The sequence below is a fragment of the Pedobacter folensis genome, from assembly GCF_056490665.1.
Window position 1 is genome coordinate 1,290,176 of record NZ_JBWJIF010000002.1, and the last position, 16,776, is coordinate 1,306,951.

The following is a 16,776-nucleotide window of genomic DNA, read 5'->3' on the forward strand; positions in this document are numbered from 1 at the left end:
TAAGGGATAAAAGTAACAATTAGCGACGCTATTATAAGATATTTAACTAATTTTAACAGAAATTATTATCCAACAAAAATACGAATGGAAAACCAGGTTACCAACAATGCGAATGCTTTACGTTTATTTTTTACCGAAGAGGTTTTCCTGGTAAAGGATGAAAGCGTAGAAATTCTGCCTTTACGTAATCCTGAGCCAGTTTTGGCTGTCGAAAATGTTTCCCTTAATGAAGTAAAAGAACCAGTTTTAAAACTGGAAATAACACAAATTCCTGGGATTAATGCTACAAATGTGCCTAAAGTTTATCCACAAGCGCCTGAAATTCCGCATATTGTGGCCGAACCAGCACCCGGAAAAACGTTTAAATTTTTAGGTGGAAATAAAAAATCGGTACTGATTTTGGTGAATGATAACCAGAACGATGTAAGTACCGAACAGGGTAGGGAACTGCTGCGGAAAATTGTAAAGGCGGTAGATTTGGGTACACCGGATTTTGCCATTTTAAACTATGCAAATTACAGTGGAACTGATTATGCAGAACTGCACCGGTTTTTTAAACCAGCCATTATGTTATCTTTTGGCGTAGCGATTGCAGATTTGAGACTAAACCTTACCTGGCAGAATGAAATCATCATTCATGAAACAACTAAAATAGTTTTCGCCCCTAATCTCCATCAGCTGGATAGTGATTTAACGGCTAAAAAAACGCTTTGGGGCCACCTCCAGAAAATTAAATAAGTCTGTAACAACGTAACGCCCGATCTTTCAAACCTACACCCTACACCCTACACCCTACACCTTAAACCTTTTACCCTTGTTACAATGAAAAAACTTGTATTTGCCACTAATAATCAACATAAAACCGAAGAAATACGCTCAGCGCTTGAAGGCAAATATGAAGTGCTAAATCTGGAAGATATCGGCTGTTTGGTTGATATTCCTGAAACTGCTGATACTTTTGAGGGCAATGCAACTTTAAAAAGCAGCTATGTGGTTGAACATTTTAATTTAGACTGTTTTGCCGACGACAGCGGTTTAGAGGTTGATGCCTTGAATAACGAACCAGGCGTTTATTCTGCCCGATATTCGGGAAGCCGCGATAGCTTAGAAAATATTGAGCTCGTTTTAAAGAAACTTGAAGGAAACTCCAACAGAAAAGCGAGGTTTAAAACGGTAATTTCTTTAATGCAGGGTGGTAAAAACCATATTTTTGAAGGTTTAATTGAGGGGACCATCAGAACAGCATTATCCGGTTCGAAAGGTTTTGGTTATGATCCTATTTTCCAGCCGGATGGTTATAATATTACCTTTGCTGAAATGGACATGGCCGAGAAGAATAAAATCAGCCACCGGGCCATTGCACTTAAAAAGATGATGGATTTTTTGAAGGAAGGGTTATAGAAATCTTTTTTTCTTCTTGCTGCTTTGCCGATTGTCTATAAAAGTTACGATTTCTAAAGTGTTGCTTTTTGGTTTAAATCGATACACAACTGATATGTGTGGGATGATAAAACCTATATGTGTATTCTTTGTTTTATAGGTTTTTCTAGAAATTAGTGGTTCCTCAGACAGGGTATCGAGATAGGCAAATACCCTTGTAATAAATTTTTTTACTTCTACTTCTGTCCAATTTTCTTTTAGATAATCAATATTTTTTTGGAAAGTTTCGCCAGCTTTTTTAGACCAAATAATATCCATTAAACACTAAACCTTTTTTTAGCCTCTTCATGGCTAAAACTTTCACCCCGATCTAGTTGGTTTATTCCTTCCAGGATATCATCTTGTTGGCTGCTGTTTAATCCATCAAACCAATCAAAATCTCTTGCAGTAATCAGTGATTTAATATCTCTGATTAAACTTTCATCATCAGAATTAATGATCTGTTGAAGTACACTTAGTTTTTCTGATTGTAAATCCATGAATAAATTTAGCCATTAATTTAGTGAATAGCAAAAACTACATTTTACCAGCCACCTTTTTCACCTGAACAGAATCTTTTTTCGTTTGAACTGAATCCTTTTTTGGTAAAATAGGTTTAATGCCAAAATTGGCCGTATCTGCCGGTTTAGCTTGTGGCAATTTCTTATCCACGTTTAAACTGTCTTTTCCCAAGGTGATTTTCGGTTTAACCGCAGGTGCCGTTGTTGATGGTTTTGTTGCCGGACTTACCGTTTTAGTGCCAGCTACTGTTTTACCTGCAACTGCCTTTGCCTTTACTTTGGGTTTTGCTTTGCCCGAAGAGCCAATGGCATCTTTCTTCGATTTTGGACGTTCGGTAGGTTTCCACGAAAAACCTTTTAATACATGGTCTTTTGCAATCGTGTTTTCTGGATTTAAGGCTCCTTCTATTCCCTTAATATAAACAATTTCCTCAATGGCATTTTCCTTATCCTTAAAGATGAACTTTATCCTGCTACTCAAGGTTTGGTTCATTTCTTTATACACCTTTGTGCTATCATCCTGGGTATAATAAATACTTTCAGCATTGCCATCCACATAGAGGTTCTTAAATTTCCCATTGGTAAAGAAGCCCGTCATTAACCTTCCTTTTATTTGGTTAAACCTTAACGAATCTTTTGGTGTATTAACTAAAAATGCATTTCTAAATGCCTGTAGATTATTCAGTTTTTTATTTTTAAACTGCACAAATATGGTGTCGCCAACCTGTTGAGAGCCTTCCGACCAGATAATCGGATTACTATAGCAACGTAAAGTAGAATCGGCACTGGTATAAAACAGACTGTCGGTTTTCGCTTGTATGTTCGTTTTAAAAATCTTAACGCCGTGGTAAGCCTTAATAATACGGGTTTGAACGGTATCTGCCGGATTAAATTTGGCTGTATCAGTCTTTGCACCGGTTTTTAAATTTCCCAAAACTTTGGTTAAACTATCTTTGGCGCCCGATTTTGTTATTTTTTTTTGCAGGCTATCGATTTTCGTTTTTGAAATATCCTTTACAATTGGAGCAGCCTTATCGGTGATTTTCTTTTGCAGACTATCGACTTTAGTTTTCGATACATCCTTTACTGTCGAATTGGCTTTTTCAGCCAGCTTTTTCAGGCTATCTGTTTTAATTTTAGGCAGGTTTTTGATAATGGAATCGGCTTTGTTCTTTAGAAGATTGTTTTTCTGCAAACTATCAGGGTTAAGCCCGGGCAGATCTTTGCCAAGCGAATCTACTTTCGATTTTAAGCTGTCAATACTTTTATCCTTCAGGTTTAACGGATCTTCTGTCGTAGCTTCACCTTTATTCTTTTTCTTCCTGTCGGCTCTGCTTATTTTTGTGGTATTGCGTTTATTTCTATCTTCTTTCGGAATACTCTGACTTTCTGGTTTCTCCTTTGCTTCAGTTTTTTCTTTTTTCTCGCCAGTTTCTTCATCATCCTCTCCAACCTGGTTATCGGCTTTGATGGAAATTTTAGGCACTAGTTTTAAGGTTTTTTGCAATACCATCTGGGTTTCTAAAGTATCGGCACCCAACCATAAACTGTCCGGTCTTTTTTTATTTTTCACCATCACCGAATCTTCGGTACCTATTCCTAAATAGGCATTCCGGGTAACCAAAGTCCGCTGATCTAGTTTATAGTAATAACCCAAATCGCCGAACATTTTCATTTTATCTTTCGTATCAGAAAAAACAATGTTTTTTACAGCTTTGCCAATGCCTTTTTTTCCGTAATAATACAAACTATCACCTTTTAAAGATCTTGTGCCTTGTGTATAAAGATTTTTCTTGCCAAAAAAGGCATCTTCTGTCATGGTGTTATACTGACCATTTTCGGTGTAAAGGTTATCGTCCTTTCCTTTGATGTTGGTTGGCCCGTAAAAAAAAGTCCATTTACTTTGTGTATTGTAGCTCATCGTATCCGACTTTATCGTCGATTGTGGTGTAACTACAACTACATCATATTTAAAATAAGCATCGTTTGAGTTGCTAAAATAATAGCCGTTTTTACTGGTCAGTGTGACTTCCTTATTTACAATTTTACCTCCGCTGGTATAAGTTCCGATCTTGCTGAGCGTGTTATAATCTAAAATATTGGTGGTTAAAATCGAGGTTGGATCGATCATTTTTACATTTCCGGTTAAATGCGCATGTTTTTTGTTTCCATCATACTCCAGTTGATCAGAATAAATATCTGTTGTAAGCTGATTGATATGAACGTTTTTAAAAGCTTCGAAATAGTTCCGCTCACTATAAAATACAGCGCTATCGCAGGTTAAAGTTGCATTGTCCTGTTGGAAAACCGGGTTACGCAGGTAACTGATTTTTTTCTTGGTATCTCCGGTTATTTTGGAAAATGAAACGATTTTAATCTTCGAAGCGGGTTGCTGACCGAATAAAAATACCGGACTGATTAGCAGGAATAAAAAGACAAATAGTTTTTGCACACTACAAAGTTAGTTTTTTGTTCCGAACGTTCGGAATACCAGTTAAAATTAAATATTTTTGATGGATGTTACCCGTAAAACAATTTCAGGATTTTATTGAACAGCAACAGCTGTTTGTTCGGGCTAACAGGATTCTTTTGGCCGTAAGCGGAGGAAAAGATTCGGTATTAATGTTGCATTTGTTTAAAGCAATAGGCATTGATATTGGTGTGGCACATTGTAATTTTAATTTAAGGGCTTATGAAGCACAACGTGATGAAAGTTTTGTTGCGCTGTTAGCCAAAAATTTGGGATTACCTTTTTATGTAACGCATTTTGACACCAAAAAATATGCGGCCGAAAATAAAATTTCGACCCAGATGGCAGCACGCGATTTGCGTTATAACTGGTTTGAGGAAATCAGGCGTAAAGAGGGCTACGATTATATTGCGCTGGCCCAGCACCAGAACGATGCGGTTGAAACCGTACTGATTAACCTTACGCGTGGTACCGGGATAAGTGGATTGCATGGCATTTTACCTAAACGTGATTTATTGATCAGGCCTTTATTGTTTTTAAACCGAGAACAAATTGATGAAATGGTACGGGCAAATCACCTCGATTTTGTAGAAGACAGTTCGAACGCCAGTACAAATTATACACGGAATAAAATCAGATTACAGGTTGTACCGCACTTGCAGGAAATTAACCCAAATCTCGAAAAAACATTTGCAGAGAACATTGCTCGTTTTGCAGAAATTGAGACTTTTTTAAATATACAGGTTCAAAAGCTTGAAAGTAAAATTTTAAATAAACGGACTGATGGAATTTATATTCCTTTAGAAGAGGTTTCGAAATTGAACCCACAAAAACTGTTGCTTTACGAGCTACTTAAGCCTTTTAATTTTGGTGAAAATGTGGTGCAGGAAATTTTAGACAGTTTAAAGGCTTTAAGTGGTACACATTTTTTTAGCAGCACACATCAAGCCATCATCAACAGGAGTGATCTGGTTATTGTTGAAAAAAATACATCGGTTACGGCGAATCAGTTTATCCATCCAACAACAGAAAACATTGCTTTTGCCAATGATGAAATTTCATTGAAGTTTACAGAAGAATTGAAATTCGAAACGAATTTGAACAAAGCTTTTGTTAATGCCGATAAATTAATTTTTCCATTGGTGCTGAGGAATTGGCAAAACGGAGATAAGTTTATCCCACTGGGTATGCGCAATCCCAAGAAAGTCAGCGATTATTTTATCGACGAGAAAGTTCCCCTACATTTGAAAAGCGTTACACCCATTTTGGTTAATGGAAATGGCGAAATTGTCTGGATTGCAGGTATGCGCCAGGATAACCGATATAAATTAACTACTGCAACCAAAAAAGTTGCTATATTCGAACTCAAAATTAAATAAGTGGAAAGCAAATACGCCTATATCGAAAAACAATACATCGGCCGTGATTATGTTCGTATTTTCATTAGGCTGATTATGGCTGCATTTTGTTTTGCCGCCTACGTTTATGAGCGCGATCGCGACAATACGCAAGACCTGTTTCTCGTGGTAGGTTTTGGGATTATCGGCGTTTCTATGCTTTTGCTTTTCCTGATTCAGTACAAAATTGTGGTCGATAATGGCAGCATGATCCTGGATGGCCTTTGGACAACCAAGCGCGTTAAGATTGATCTGAACAGCATTGTTGATGTGCGTAAAGCTACCTATAGCCGTTATTTTTTCAATAATCCGGTTTATAACCTGCATACAAAAGGTACAATTCGCTTTTATTCGTCGGGTAAGGATGCGGTTGTTTTAACCGATCGCGATGGTCTGGAATATTTTATCGGTACCCAAAGACCTAACGAACTTTTCCTTGTGATAAAAGAGGAAATGAGAAACCTCAAGTAAGCATTTGAGTACAATAATTTTCCCTTAAGCTTCTGTAAAATCTCTACTCATTATCTCGTCTTTTTTATTGCAATAAGCCGACACGCAATATAGATTAAAATCGGGTACATTTGCGGTAACAACAATACATGTACAATGAAGATAGGAATTGTTTGCTACCCCACTTTTGGCGGTAGTGGAGTAGTTGCAACAGAACTTGGTAAGGCACTTGCTAACGAGGGTCATCAGGTTCACTTTATCACATATAGTCAGCCTGCCAGGCTGGATTTCTTTTCGGCTAATCTGTTTTATCATGAAGTTTCGGTAAGAGATTATCCACTCTTCGATTATGCCCCTTATGAATCGGCTTTGGCCAGTAAACTGGTAGATGTTGTCCGTTTCGAACAGCTTGATGTGTTACATGTTCATTATGCTATTCCACATGCTTCTGCGGCGTTTATGGCGAAGCAGATTTTGGCCAGCTATGGTATCAATATCCCTGTGGTAACTACTTTGCACGGTACCGATATTACCTTGGTAGGTAAAGATCCAACTTATAAACCTGTGGTTACCTTTTCTATTAATCAAAGCGATGGCGTAACTACAGTGTCGGAAGATTTAAAAGAAGATACTTATAACCACTTCGAGATTACAAAAGAAATTAAGGTAATCCCAAATTTTATAGATTTTTCGCGGTTCAGTTTACAGGCAAAAGGTCACTTCAAAAAAGCAATTGCGCCAAATAACGAACGTATTTTAATTCACACCAGTAATTTTAGGAAAGTGAAACGTACCGCTGATGTGATCCGGATTTTCGAAAAAGTACAGGCGGTAATTCCATCAAAATTGTTAATGGTAGGTGATGGACCTGAACGTGCTTACGATGAGCAATTATGCCGGTCATTGAATATTTGTGAAAATGTAAGGTTTTTAGGTAAGCAGGATGCGGTAGAAGAAATCCTATCGGTTTCAGATCTTTTCCTAATGCCGTCAGAATCTGAAAGCTTCGGTTTGGCAGCATTAGAAGCAATGGCCTGTAAAGTGCCTGCAATTACCACCAATGCTGGCGGTTTACCCGAACTTAATGTTGATGGTTTTTGTGGCTACATGAGCAACGTTGGAGATGTAGACGCGATGGCTGCTCATGCCATTGAAATATTAAAAGATGATGAAACCCTGAATCGTTTCAAAGAAAATGCTTTTGCAAGGGCACAAGATTTTGACCTGAAAAAGATCCTCCCGGTTTATGTTAATTATTATAAGGAAGTAATCGAAAACTCATTACAGGCTAAATATTAGTCACTTTTTAGTCCATATCTGATTTTATAAGAAAGTTTTGCCGTGCTTGCACTGTAAAACTTTTTTGGTGTATTGCTCATTTGAGCATTAAGAGCTCAATTGAATTTCGTTAGTTGACGATGCATATCATTAATATTTAACAAAAGTAAACTTTCTCAAAATCAAATGATTATAAATCGTATCTTTGCGGCTTGAAACGGTTTGGCAGATAAAGATTCCTAAAATCATTTCAACAAAAAAATAAAAAGAGGTTATCCCAAATGAAGAAAATAGTTGATTACAGAAAGCTTTTGAGCGTAGATAAAAATGCTGAGTTAAAAGAGCTTAAATCTGTGTACCGTACATTGATGAAAGATTGTCACCCTGATAAATTTCAGCAGGAAGAAGAGAAATTAGATGCAGAAGCCAGAAGTAAAGAAATTATCGAAGCTTACCATTTCCTGGTAAGCATTGCGCCAGAAACACGCGAACAGAATATCGAAACCTATACGCAAACAACAACATTATCGAATATTCAGGATTTCGAATACAAACAACAGGTTTTAAATATCCAGTTTTTTGACGGTAGTGCTTACGAATATTTCGATGTACCAAAAGCAATCTACGTGAAATTGGTTAACGCAGATTCTCCAGGTCGTTTTGCCCGCAGACACATTTTTAACGAATTCCCTTACCGTAATGTTGCAAGGGTTGCAGAACCAGCATAAAATTGCTAAATACAATATTAGAATGGTCCCGGTGAAAATCGGGACCATTTTTTTGTTTTTTCGGGTCGTCATACTGAACTTGTTTCAGTATCTATCATGCTATAAGATCCTGAGTTAAACTCAGGATGACGATCGCGCGCCAGGATTTTAATCTTGGTTAATTTATTTTTCACTGCGTCATGCTATTCTTGACTGCGTCATACTGAACTTGTTTAAATATCTATCATGCTATGAAAGATCCTGAGATGAACTCAGGGACGATCGCGTGGCAGGATTAATCTTGGTTGATTTATTCTTGGCTGCGTCATACTATTCTTGGTTGCGTCATAATTGAACTTGTTTCAGTATCTATCATACCAGGAAAGATCCTGAGATGAACTCAGGATGACGATCGCGTACCGGGATTTTAATCTTGGTTAATTTATTCTTCGATACGCCATACTATTCTTGGCTACGTCATACTGAACTTGTTTAAATATCTATCATGCTATGAAAGATCCTGAGATGAACTCAGGATGACGATCGCGCGCCGGGATTTTAATCTTGGTTAATTTATTCTATACTGCGTTATACTATTCTTCACTGCTTCATGCTATTCTTGACTGCGTCATACTGAACTTGTTTCAGTATTTATCATGCTATGAAAGATCCTGAGATGAACTCAGGATGACGATCACGCCGGGATTTTAATCTTGGTTGATTTATTCTTCACTGCGTCATGCTATTCTTGGCTGCGTCATACTGAACTTGTTTCAGTATCTATCATGCTATGAAAGATCCTGAGATGAACTCAGGATGACGATCGCGCGCAGGGATTTCTTGGTTAATTTATTCTTCACTGCTTCATGCTATTCTTGACTGCGTCATACTGAACTTGTTTCAGTATCTATCATGCGGGGAAAGTCCTGAATTAAACTGAGGGCAGGAATCTTTGTCCCTCCTTATTCAATGGTATTGAACAAATCGTCCCAATTGGGATTGCTTTGGTTAATTAAGTTTATCTTCCATGCCCTCCGCCAGTTTTTCAATTGTTTTTCTTTCGCAATGGCTTCCTCGATAGAATCGAACTGCTCATAATAAACGAGTTTATTACAATTGTATTTAGCTGTAAATGAATTAAGATGCTCTTTTTCTTTGTGCTCTACTATTCTGAAATATAAATCTGATGTTACACCAATGTACAAAACTGTATGGGTAGGATTCGTTAATATGTAAACGCAGCCACCTCGTTCCATAACTTCTTTTGTTCTGTTTGATGCCGTAAAGATGCTGAAATAAATTCAGCATGACGGCCGTGTAAGAGAACGGAACTTAATTTATTTACATGTTCTGTCATTCTGAACATGTTTCAGTATCTATCATGTTAAGCTCAAATGTTCCGACCATTTTAATCCCTTTGGCAATAGCTGATTGCTGAATTCTAGATGAATCACCCTTCTTTTTTGGTTGTTTGTTGTTCTGTTCGAACTGTGTAAAAGAAGCGGTTTCATAATCATCACGCTGCCACCTGTTACATTGCAGCTCAGCTCTTTTTCTATACCCCAGTCAATATTCTCCGGACGGTAAATGCCCTTGCTGTGAGAGTTTGAAATTACTTTAAGTGCACCGTTTTCCTCGTTGGTGTTGTCGAGATGAATGCGGATAGTAAAATTGCTCTCCAGGATATTAAGCGGAGGTTGAACGGCAAACTGATTATGTTTTCTGGTGTATGGTCCAAAGCCGGCTATTTCAGCCTTTTGATCAACTGAAATGGTTAAATCCTGGTGGTAGGATACAAACCAGTTTGAAGTTTCGGGTTTATCAAAATATATCGATTTAACAAGAAAATAATCTTCGCCAAAAATTTCTCTTATAATTTTTTTTAATTTGTTGTTGAAGATTAAGCCAGTGCTGGCTGGAACTTCTTTTAAAAACTGACGTATCGCAAAAAGATCTTCTGATTTTCTAAAGGTTTCTTTGGTTGGATCTGTTTTGTCAATCGCCGCTAAGATATCTTCAACTTCCTGATCTGTAAATACATCATCTATCACCGAAAATCCTAATTCCTGAATTTCTCTTTCCTTCACCGCTAAATCCATCATCTCAATTATTCAGCATGGGTTTAAAGCGGTTATCCTTATTTCTTAAGTCCAGGCCACCTTCATAAACAGATTTTAGATTAACCAGATAGAAACTCCAGCCGTTGTGACAACCTAACCGAATGTTTCTTTTTGCCTGATCATTTAAAGGTATATTTTTTTGAGTCAACTCCACAATGGTGTATTCAAACTCTTCTCTAAGTTTAATATCAACCAAACATTCACCAGCAAAAGTAAACTGAAGTTCATCTTTGCCATTGGCTTCGGTAATGCTGCCGGTTTCAATATCATCATACAGATACCAGATCCATTTGTATCGATCTCCCTTCAATACGTTTTGCGTTTTGTTGAGCAATACGTTATTCTCGTCAGAAAATTCTGCCTCACTTAAAAACCATTTCTCAATTTCGCCGGCCTGTGTCCAGGCGTTATACAGGTCTTCAAGTTTTGCTTTAACGGCAATCTTGAGCGTGAATTTTGTCCAATCGAAGTTTTCCATTGGCTTAAATTTTAGGTGATTAATTAAAAACCAAACAAACTGGCGCACCAACATCAATGCGTTTACCGCTATCAGTTAATTTGCCTGTGGTTTTATTTCGCTTAAAAATAACGATGTTATTCGTGTATTGATGACCGATTAATAGAAATTTTCCGGTCGGATCGATGGTGAAGTTTCTTGGTCCTTTACCCAGTGTACTTACCGTTTCGATAAATTTCAATTTTCCTGTAGGCAGAACTGAAAAAGCAGAAATGCTATTGGTATCTCCACGGTTGGTTTCGTAAAGAAATTTTCCGTCAGCTGAAACATGGATATCAGCAGCATCAACTTTTCCGGTAAAATCTTTTGATGTAGTGCCAATCTCCTGAATTTTGGTTAAACTTCCGTTCGAATATGCGAAAGCAGTTATACGCCCGTTAAATTCGTGCGCTAAATAGGCAAATTTTCCATTTGGGCTAAAAGTGATGTGCCTCGGGCCGGTACCTGCATTGGTTTTAATGACTGACTTAATAGTCAGGATATTTTCTTTTGCGGCAGGTTTGTAGTTGTAGATATAAGTCTGATCTTCACCCAAATCGTTAACAATTAGGTGTTTATGATCTGGTGTGAATTTAACCATGTGTACGTGTGCGCTTTCTTGTCTGCCTTTTGGGTCGATACTTTTTCCGGTATGCTCGATGGTTTGTAAAGCTTCGGTTAAAGCCCCATCTGCTTTTCGTGAAAATACGGCCAAACTGCCGCCGCTATAATTCGCTACGATTACATTTTTGGCATCAACAGTAATAAAACATGGATCAGCGCCATGACTATCTACCTTATTTAAAAAAGTTAAAGCGCCGCTTGCTGCGTTGTATTTAAAAGCACTTACGGTGCTGGTAGCTCCGGTTTCATTCACCACATAAACAAATTTCTGATCAGGAGAAACGGCCAGGTAACTCGGATTATCCGTGTTTTTTGTAATGCTTTTTATTGTTGTGGCTGCAGTTGAAGCATTAAAATTATAGGTATATATCCCTTCGCTTTTTCCGGGTGCGGTATATGTACCAACAATGAGATTGTAATTAGCTTTTTGCGCAAATGTTAATGTTGACAATATAGAGAGTAGGAATAATGAACTAATTTTTTTCATGAAAAACGATATTGATTTTAGCAAATATGGGGAATTAAAATTTAATTCGCCACGGAGGCACAGAAGCGCCGAGAAATTTATTTATCGTTGTAGCGAGGCTCGTATTTGTAATGTGCAATACGTGACGATGCAATCGTCATGCTCAGTCATCCTCGTTTCAAACAAGGACGATAATGCTGAAGAACTAAAACAAAAAAGGCAACCATTGGTTGCCTCTTATATTTTATTTTATTAAATGTTTAATCTGGATCAATTCATGATCTTCAAGATAGCGCCATCTGCCACGAGGTAGGTCTTTCTTGGTTAAATTGCCATATACAACACGGTCTAGTTTTTCTACATTGTAACCCAAATGTTCGAAAATACGGCGAACAATTCTGTTTTTACCGCTGTGAATCTGGATGCCGATTTCTTTTTTGGTACCACCTGCCACATAAGAAATGTTATCAGGTTTAATTAATCCATCTTCCAGCTCTAAACCAAAAGCAATTTTGTTTAAATCGCCTTGTGATAAAGCCTTATCTAACTCAACATTATAAATTTTGGTGATACCGTTTTTAGGGTGCGATAATTTATCCGCTAAATCACCATCGTTTGTCATTAATAATAAACCTGTGGTGTTACGGTCTAAACGACCAACCGGATAAATACGCTCACGGCTTGCTTTGTCAACCAATTGCATTACTGTACGGCGTTCCTGCGGATCGTCGGTAGTGGTGATGTAATCTTTTGGTTTGTTTAATAAAACGTAAACTTTTTTCTCGCGTTTCAATAACTCTCCGTTGTAGCGCACTAAATCTTTTGCCGGGTCAACTTTATGCCCTAATTCGGTAATGGCTTCTCCGTTTACGGTAATAATGCCGGCAGCAATTAACTCATCGGCCTTACGGCGAGAGCAGATGCCTGCATTTGAAATATATCTGTTTAGGCGAATTAAGCCTTTATCTTCATTTGTTTTGCGGCCCTGGGTAATTACAGTCCGCTCCGGGCGGTTAAATTCTGTATCTCTTGGCTGGGCTTCCTCACGTTTTCTAAACGGACGGGTATCGCCTTCTCTCGGCTCTCTAGGTTTTACATCTCTTGAACTTCCAGCACTTGGCTTGAAATCATCTGATTTACCTCTTGATTTGTACTCTTTGTAACCACCTTCTCTAGGTTTGAAATCTCTCGGTCCGCCATCTTTCGATTTGAAATCACGGTCGCCTGTTCTTGGCTTGTAATCTCTCGGTCCGCCTTCTCTGGATTTAAAGTCGCGGTCGCCAGTTCTCGGTTTAAAATCTCTCGAATCTCCATCCTTAGATTTGAAATCGCGTTCTCCTGTTCTTGGCTTATAATCTCTTGCACCACCTTCTCTTGGTTTAAAATCTCTGTCTCCTGTTCTCGGTTTGTAATCTCTCGATCCGCCATCTCTCGATTTAAAATCACGGTCTCCGGTTCTTGGTTTATAATCTCTCGATCCACCTTCTCTGGATTTGAAGCTGCGGTCTTCTGATTTTGAGTTGTTATCTTTTGATTTAAATTCGCGGTCTCCAAATTTGAAACCCTTTGATTCTCCATCTTTCGATTTAAAATCATGGTCTCCTGTTCTTGGCCTGAAGTCTTTTTTGTCTCCGAAAGATTTTGATTTGAAATCTTTACCGTCTGCGCTTCTGGGTTTGAAGCCGTCTTTTGAATCGGATGATTTTTTGAATTTGCTGTCTTTGTCGTCTGATCTTCTTCTGTCAGACCCGGCCGAACTACTTCTGCCTTCTGTTTTTCGACTGCCTGGTTTGGACTTGTCATCCCGACTGTTCCTGTTGTTTTTATTTATCATGATACGCTTTTAACCACATTAAAAATGCGGGTTGCAAATTTATGAAAAATTGATGAACATAACAATTTTCAGAGCGGAAAAATTAGATAAAAAAATAGCCTCTAAAATAGGAAAATTCGCCTGAAAATCAAAATTTAAAATCCACGTTTAAAGTACTTTAAGGGCTGATTTTGGACGGTATTTTTGTAACTGTTTGATAATGTGCTTATTATTTTTTACCTTTGCCAACGTTTTTATATAAGTTCACCAAAAAAAGGAGGAAAATGTTAAAGAAACACATCGTACCATTTGCGGTAGTGGCAACACTATTTATCTTGGCAAAAGTGTTCGCTTACCAAATGCCCTTAGCACAAAAAAGTCTTTTAAAAGAAGAAAAATTAAACACTACAATACCCAAATCTGATAGCCTGGAAGTTGAAAGCGCGCAAAAGCCGCTATCTTTAATGGCACAGTTAAATTTTGCAGAAGAAACCCTGCCGTTAGGCGATAAAAAGGTAGAACGCAAAATGAAAAAAATCCTAGCAGCACACAGTTACGGAAATACACAAACCAATCAATTGCATGCGAAAGCTGCAAAATGGTTTCCGGTAATTGAGCCTATTCTAGCTGCGTATGGAATTCCCAACGATTTTAAGTATTTGGCCCTGGTCGAATCTGGAATGGCGGAAGGAGTTTCTCCAAAAGGTGCAGCCGGAATCTGGCAGTTTATGCCTGGCACAGCCCGTACCTATGGATTAAGAGTAAACGGAAATGTTGATGAACGCTATAATTTGCGCAAATCGACAATTGCTGCCTGCAAATACATTAAAGAAATGTATAAAGGTTTAGAAAGTTGGACATTGGTAGCTGCGGCTTACAATGTTGGCGACGGACGCTTACGCAAGCAGATCAATAATCAAAATCAGGATAATTACTACAAAATGAAGCTGAACCGTGAAACGGGTGGCTATGTTTATAAAGTGATTTCTATGAAACAGATTATGGAGCACCCGAAACGTTACGGTTACGAAAAACCGAGAGTATTATTGGCCTACAACGCCGAATAATATAATTAAGATAAAGACAAGCATTTGGTAAGGCGTCCCGGTTTTAAATCGGGACGCTTTTTTTTTGGAAAGTGATTATACAAATTGTCGGATTACACAAAATTGTTTTTTTACTAAACGCTAATCACTAAACTTTTTTTTTTAGAGCTACGGATTGATACGAGAATTTTTCCGCATCGTGCTAACTATTCAACCAGTGAACCAATAAATATTTAGCCGCGGAGGCACGGATCAACACGAAATAGTTTTACCATATGAGGAATAGAAGGTCATTTAAGTGTATGTGTGTCTAAATGCATTGGTCATTTATTATATGCTTTTCATTATTATCAAACACAGAATATCAAATCAGTGTTTTTCCTAAACCCTAAACCCTAAACCCTAAACCCTAAACCCTAAACCCTAAACCCTAAACCCTAAACCCTAAACCCTAAATCATACTCACCAATGACCAATGAACAATTGAACTAATAAATCAATTTCCTTTCTTTGTATTATGTTCAAACTGCGCATCAATAAAATCATCAATCAACCTGGCGACAACATTACCTTTCAATTTGAGGAGGTGGATGAACCATATCCGAAGTATCTGGCGGGTCAGTTTATTTCATTGATTTTTCAGGGGAAACATAAGGAAATTAGGCGATCATATTCTTTTAACAGCTCGCCTGATGTGGATGAGCCATTATCGATTACCGTGAAACGCGTAGAGAATGGAGAGATTTCCAGGTTTCTCCACCATAAAACTTCGGTAAATGATATTCTTTTGGCGCAGGAACCGCAAGGGATGTTCAGCTATTTGCCGGATGAAAACTTAGAAAGAGATCTTTTTCTGTTCGCGGCAGGTGTGGGAATCACGCCATTATTCTCGATTTTGAAAACAGCTTTAGTGCGTGAGAAAAAATCGCTGGTTACACTGGTCTATAGCAATCGGTCGATGGAGGATGCATTGTTTTATGATGAGCTGAACGAATGGCAAAAAAAATATCCTGAAAGGTTAAAGATTGTTTGGGTTTTTAGCAATAGCAAAAATCTAATGACGGCCAGACTGAACAAATTCTATATCGAAAAACTACTCAAAGAACATTTGCATTTTGATCGAAATGATGCGCTTTTCTATAGTTGCGGACCAATTATTTACATGGATTTATGCCGGATCACTTTGCTGGGCATGGGTTTCGATATCAAACAGATTAAGAGAGAAACCTTTGTGCTGCCGGAAGATGAAGTTGATGAGGATGATGGCTCTGCAGAAAAGGTAGTAGATAAAAACACCTATTCGGTCGTTTTAAATTTTAAAGGAGAAATTTATCACCTCGATGTGCCCTGGCCAAAAAGGATTTTGGATGTTGCGCTCGAAAATAAAATCAAACTTCCCTATAGCTGTCGTGGAGGAGTGTGTAGCACCTGTGTAGCCAATTGCACCAAAGGTGGCGTAAGAATGGATTATAATGAAGTACTTACTGATGATGAGTTGGAAAGAGGCAGGGTTTTGGTTTGTACCGGGCATCCAACGGAGAATGGGACAACGATAGCGTGGTAGGTTAGTTCATTTGTTCACCAGTTCATTGGTTAGCGTCGTGCCCGCAGTGGCATCGTCATTTCCAGTGGAGCGAAAACAGAGACGAGAGACCTTTTAATATGTTGGTTAGATTCCGCTTTGAACAATGGCCTTAAAAAATCAGGGATAAAATTTATCTATGTTATCACTTATATAAAGCTAGCGCTGGATATTGGCTGTTGGCGGTTTTTCTTCAAAATATAAAACCATTGCATCATTTTAAGCGTTTGTGAGGTAGGGTGAAAACTTTTTTTACGCTTTTAATTTGTTTCTTCTCTTTACCTCTGATTTTCTTAGAAATAGAAGTTGAGATTATGACAATTAATCCTTAATCAAGATTGGTTTTGACTTTCATTTTGATAAAATTTTTAGCATTTTTGCGGATTG

General features: G+C 37.9%; 16 protein-coding genes. 8 read left to right on the forward strand and 8 right to left on the reverse strand.

The window, feature by feature from the left end; genetic code table 11:
- Positions 1-84: 84 nt before the first annotated feature.
- Together AC04QZ_RS14115 and AC04QZ_RS14120 are read left to right on the forward strand one after the other, a co-directional pair.
- Entirely contained in the window at positions 85-738 is a 654-nt protein-coding gene (locus AC04QZ_RS14115) for a hypothetical protein (RefSeq protein WP_478358270.1), read from the forward strand.
- A gap of 84 nt (positions 739-822) precedes the next feature.
- Positions 823-1,401, forward strand: a complete 579-nt coding sequence (locus AC04QZ_RS14120; protein WP_478358271.1) for a non-canonical purine NTP diphosphatase — start codon at positions 823-825, stop codon at positions 1,399-1,401.
- On the opposite strand, the gene AC04QZ_RS14125 is transcribed toward AC04QZ_RS14120, so the two are convergent.
- Genes AC04QZ_RS14125 through AC04QZ_RS14135 form a run of 3 tightly spaced genes read right to left on the reverse strand, consistent with a single transcriptional unit; the run spans position 1,396 to position 4,392 of the window.
- Positions 1,396-1,698, reverse strand: coding sequence for a type II toxin-antitoxin system RelE/ParE family toxin (locus AC04QZ_RS14125; protein WP_478358272.1), 303 nt, complete (start codon positions 1,696-1,698; stop codon positions 1,396-1,398). The genes AC04QZ_RS14120 and AC04QZ_RS14125 overlap by 6 nt on opposite strands.
- The gene (locus AC04QZ_RS14130) at positions 1,698-1,919 is read right to left on the reverse strand and encodes a hypothetical protein (RefSeq protein WP_478358273.1); all 222 of its coding nucleotides are present in this window, start codon (positions 1,917-1,919) and stop codon (positions 1,698-1,700) included. The genes AC04QZ_RS14125 and AC04QZ_RS14130 overlap by 1 nt, the downstream gene beginning before the upstream one ends.
- A 37-nt stretch (positions 1,920-1,956) precedes the next feature.
- Complete coding sequence (locus tag AC04QZ_RS14135) at positions 1,957-4,392, reverse strand: OstA-like protein (RefSeq protein ID WP_478358274.1); 2,436 nt, start codon at positions 4,390-4,392, stop codon at positions 1,957-1,959.
- A gap of 65 nt (positions 4,393-4,457) precedes the next feature.
- Here AC04QZ_RS14135 and tilS point away from each other — a divergent pair, with 65 nt between their 5' ends.
- The 4 genes from tilS to AC04QZ_RS14155 all read left to right on the forward strand — a co-directional run bounded on the left by tilS (position 4,458) and on the right by AC04QZ_RS14155 (position 8,263).
- Positions 4,458-5,789, forward strand: a complete 1,332-nt coding sequence (tilS, locus tag AC04QZ_RS14140; protein WP_478358275.1) for a tRNA lysidine(34) synthetase TilS — start codon at positions 4,458-4,460, stop codon at positions 5,787-5,789.
- Positions 5,790-6,278 carry a hypothetical protein gene (locus tag AC04QZ_RS14145; protein WP_029282618.1) on the forward strand — a complete coding sequence of 163 codons (489 nt, stop codon included), beginning with the start codon at positions 5,790-5,792 and terminating at the stop codon, positions 6,276-6,278.
- Positions 6,279-6,413: 135 nt separating this feature from the next.
- A complete protein-coding gene (bshA, locus tag AC04QZ_RS14150) occupies positions 6,414-7,556 on the forward strand; it encodes an N-acetyl-alpha-D-glucosaminyl L-malate synthase BshA (RefSeq protein ID WP_478358276.1) in 1,143 nt (380 codons plus the stop codon).
- 260 nt (positions 7,557-7,816) lie between these two features.
- Complete coding sequence (locus tag AC04QZ_RS14155) at positions 7,817-8,263, forward strand: KTSC domain-containing protein (protein ID WP_029279950.1); 447 nt, start codon at positions 7,817-7,819, stop codon at positions 8,261-8,263.
- Between the two features lie 941 nt (positions 8,264-9,204).
- On the opposite strand, the gene AC04QZ_RS14160 is transcribed toward AC04QZ_RS14155, so the two are convergent.
- The 5 genes from AC04QZ_RS14160 to AC04QZ_RS14180 form a co-directional block, all read right to left on the reverse strand.
- Complete coding sequence (locus tag AC04QZ_RS14160) at positions 9,205-9,498, reverse strand: GIY-YIG nuclease family protein (protein WP_478358277.1); 294 nt, start codon at positions 9,496-9,498, stop codon at positions 9,205-9,207.
- A 123-nt stretch (positions 9,499-9,621) separates the two neighbouring features.
- Positions 9,622-10,344 carry a phytanoyl-CoA dioxygenase family protein gene (locus tag AC04QZ_RS14165; RefSeq protein ID WP_478358278.1) on the reverse strand — a complete coding sequence of 241 codons (723 nt, stop codon included), beginning with the start codon at positions 10,342-10,344 and terminating at the stop codon, positions 9,622-9,624.
- A 1-nt stretch (position 10,345) separates the two neighbouring features.
- Positions 10,346-10,840, reverse strand: a complete 495-nt coding sequence (locus AC04QZ_RS14170) for an SRPBCC family protein (RefSeq protein ID WP_478358279.1) — start codon at positions 10,838-10,840, stop codon at positions 10,346-10,348.
- 19 nt (positions 10,841-10,859) lie between these two features.
- Entirely contained in the window at positions 10,860-11,969 is a 1,110-nt protein-coding gene (locus AC04QZ_RS14175) for a lactonase family protein (protein WP_478358280.1), read from the reverse strand.
- 223 nt (positions 11,970-12,192) lie between these two features.
- A complete protein-coding gene (locus AC04QZ_RS14180; RefSeq protein ID WP_478358281.1) occupies positions 12,193-13,782 on the reverse strand; it encodes a pseudouridine synthase in 1,590 nt (529 codons plus the stop codon).
- A 263-nt stretch (positions 13,783-14,045) separates the two neighbouring features.
- On the opposite strand from AC04QZ_RS14180, the gene AC04QZ_RS14185 reads away from it, so the two are divergent.
- Together AC04QZ_RS14185 and AC04QZ_RS14190 are read left to right on the forward strand one after the other, a co-directional pair.
- Positions 14,046-14,828: a lytic transglycosylase domain-containing protein gene (locus AC04QZ_RS14185; protein WP_478358282.1), complete on the forward strand. Its 783-nt coding sequence runs from the start codon at positions 14,046-14,048 to the stop codon at positions 14,826-14,828.
- Between the two features lie 496 nt (positions 14,829-15,324).
- Complete coding sequence (locus tag AC04QZ_RS14190; protein WP_478358283.1) at positions 15,325-16,371, forward strand: 2Fe-2S iron-sulfur cluster-binding protein; 1,047 nt, start codon at positions 15,325-15,327, stop codon at positions 16,369-16,371.
- The last annotated feature ends 405 nt before the right edge of the window (positions 16,372-16,776 follow it).

Coding starts and splice junctions, on each gene's coding strand:
- AC04QZ_RS14115 (WP_478358270.1), top strand. CDS start 85: ATGGAAAACCAGGTTACCAACAATGCGAATGCTTTACGTTTATTTTTT.
- AC04QZ_RS14120 (WP_478358271.1), top strand. CDS start 823: ATGAAAAAACTTGTATTTGCCACTAATAATCAACATAAAACCGAAGAA.
- AC04QZ_RS14125 (WP_478358272.1), bottom strand. CDS start 1,698: ATGGATATTATTTGGTCTAAAAAAGCTGGCGAAACTTTCCAAAAAAAT.
- AC04QZ_RS14130 (WP_478358273.1), bottom strand. CDS start 1,919: ATGGATTTACAATCAGAAAAACTAAGTGTACTTCAACAGATCATTAAT.
- tilS (WP_478358275.1), top strand. CDS start 4,458: ATGTTACCCGTAAAACAATTTCAGGATTTTATTGAACAGCAACAGCTG.
- bshA (WP_478358276.1), top strand. CDS start 6,414: ATGAAGATAGGAATTGTTTGCTACCCCACTTTTGGCGGTAGTGGAGTA.
- AC04QZ_RS14155 (WP_029279950.1), top strand. CDS start 7,817: ATGAAGAAAATAGTTGATTACAGAAAGCTTTTGAGCGTAGATAAAAAT.
- AC04QZ_RS14160 (WP_478358277.1), bottom strand. CDS start 9,498: ATGGAACGAGGTGGCTGCGTTTACATATTAACGAATCCTACCCATACA.
- AC04QZ_RS14165 (WP_478358278.1), bottom strand. CDS start 10,344: ATGATGGATTTAGCGGTGAAGGAAAGAGAAATTCAGGAATTAGGATTT.
- AC04QZ_RS14170 (WP_478358279.1), bottom strand. CDS start 10,840: ATGGAAAACTTCGATTGGACAAAATTCACGCTCAAGATTGCCGTTAAA.
- AC04QZ_RS14175 (WP_478358280.1), bottom strand. CDS start 11,969: ATGAAAAAAATTAGTTCATTATTCCTACTCTCTATATTGTCAACATTA.
- AC04QZ_RS14180 (WP_478358281.1), bottom strand. CDS start 13,782: ATGATAAATAAAAACAACAGGAACAGTCGGGATGACAAGTCCAAACCA.
- AC04QZ_RS14185 (WP_478358282.1), top strand. CDS start 14,046: ATGTTAAAGAAACACATCGTACCATTTGCGGTAGTGGCAACACTATTT.
- AC04QZ_RS14190 (WP_478358283.1), top strand. CDS start 15,325: ATGTTCAAACTGCGCATCAATAAAATCATCAATCAACCTGGCGACAAC.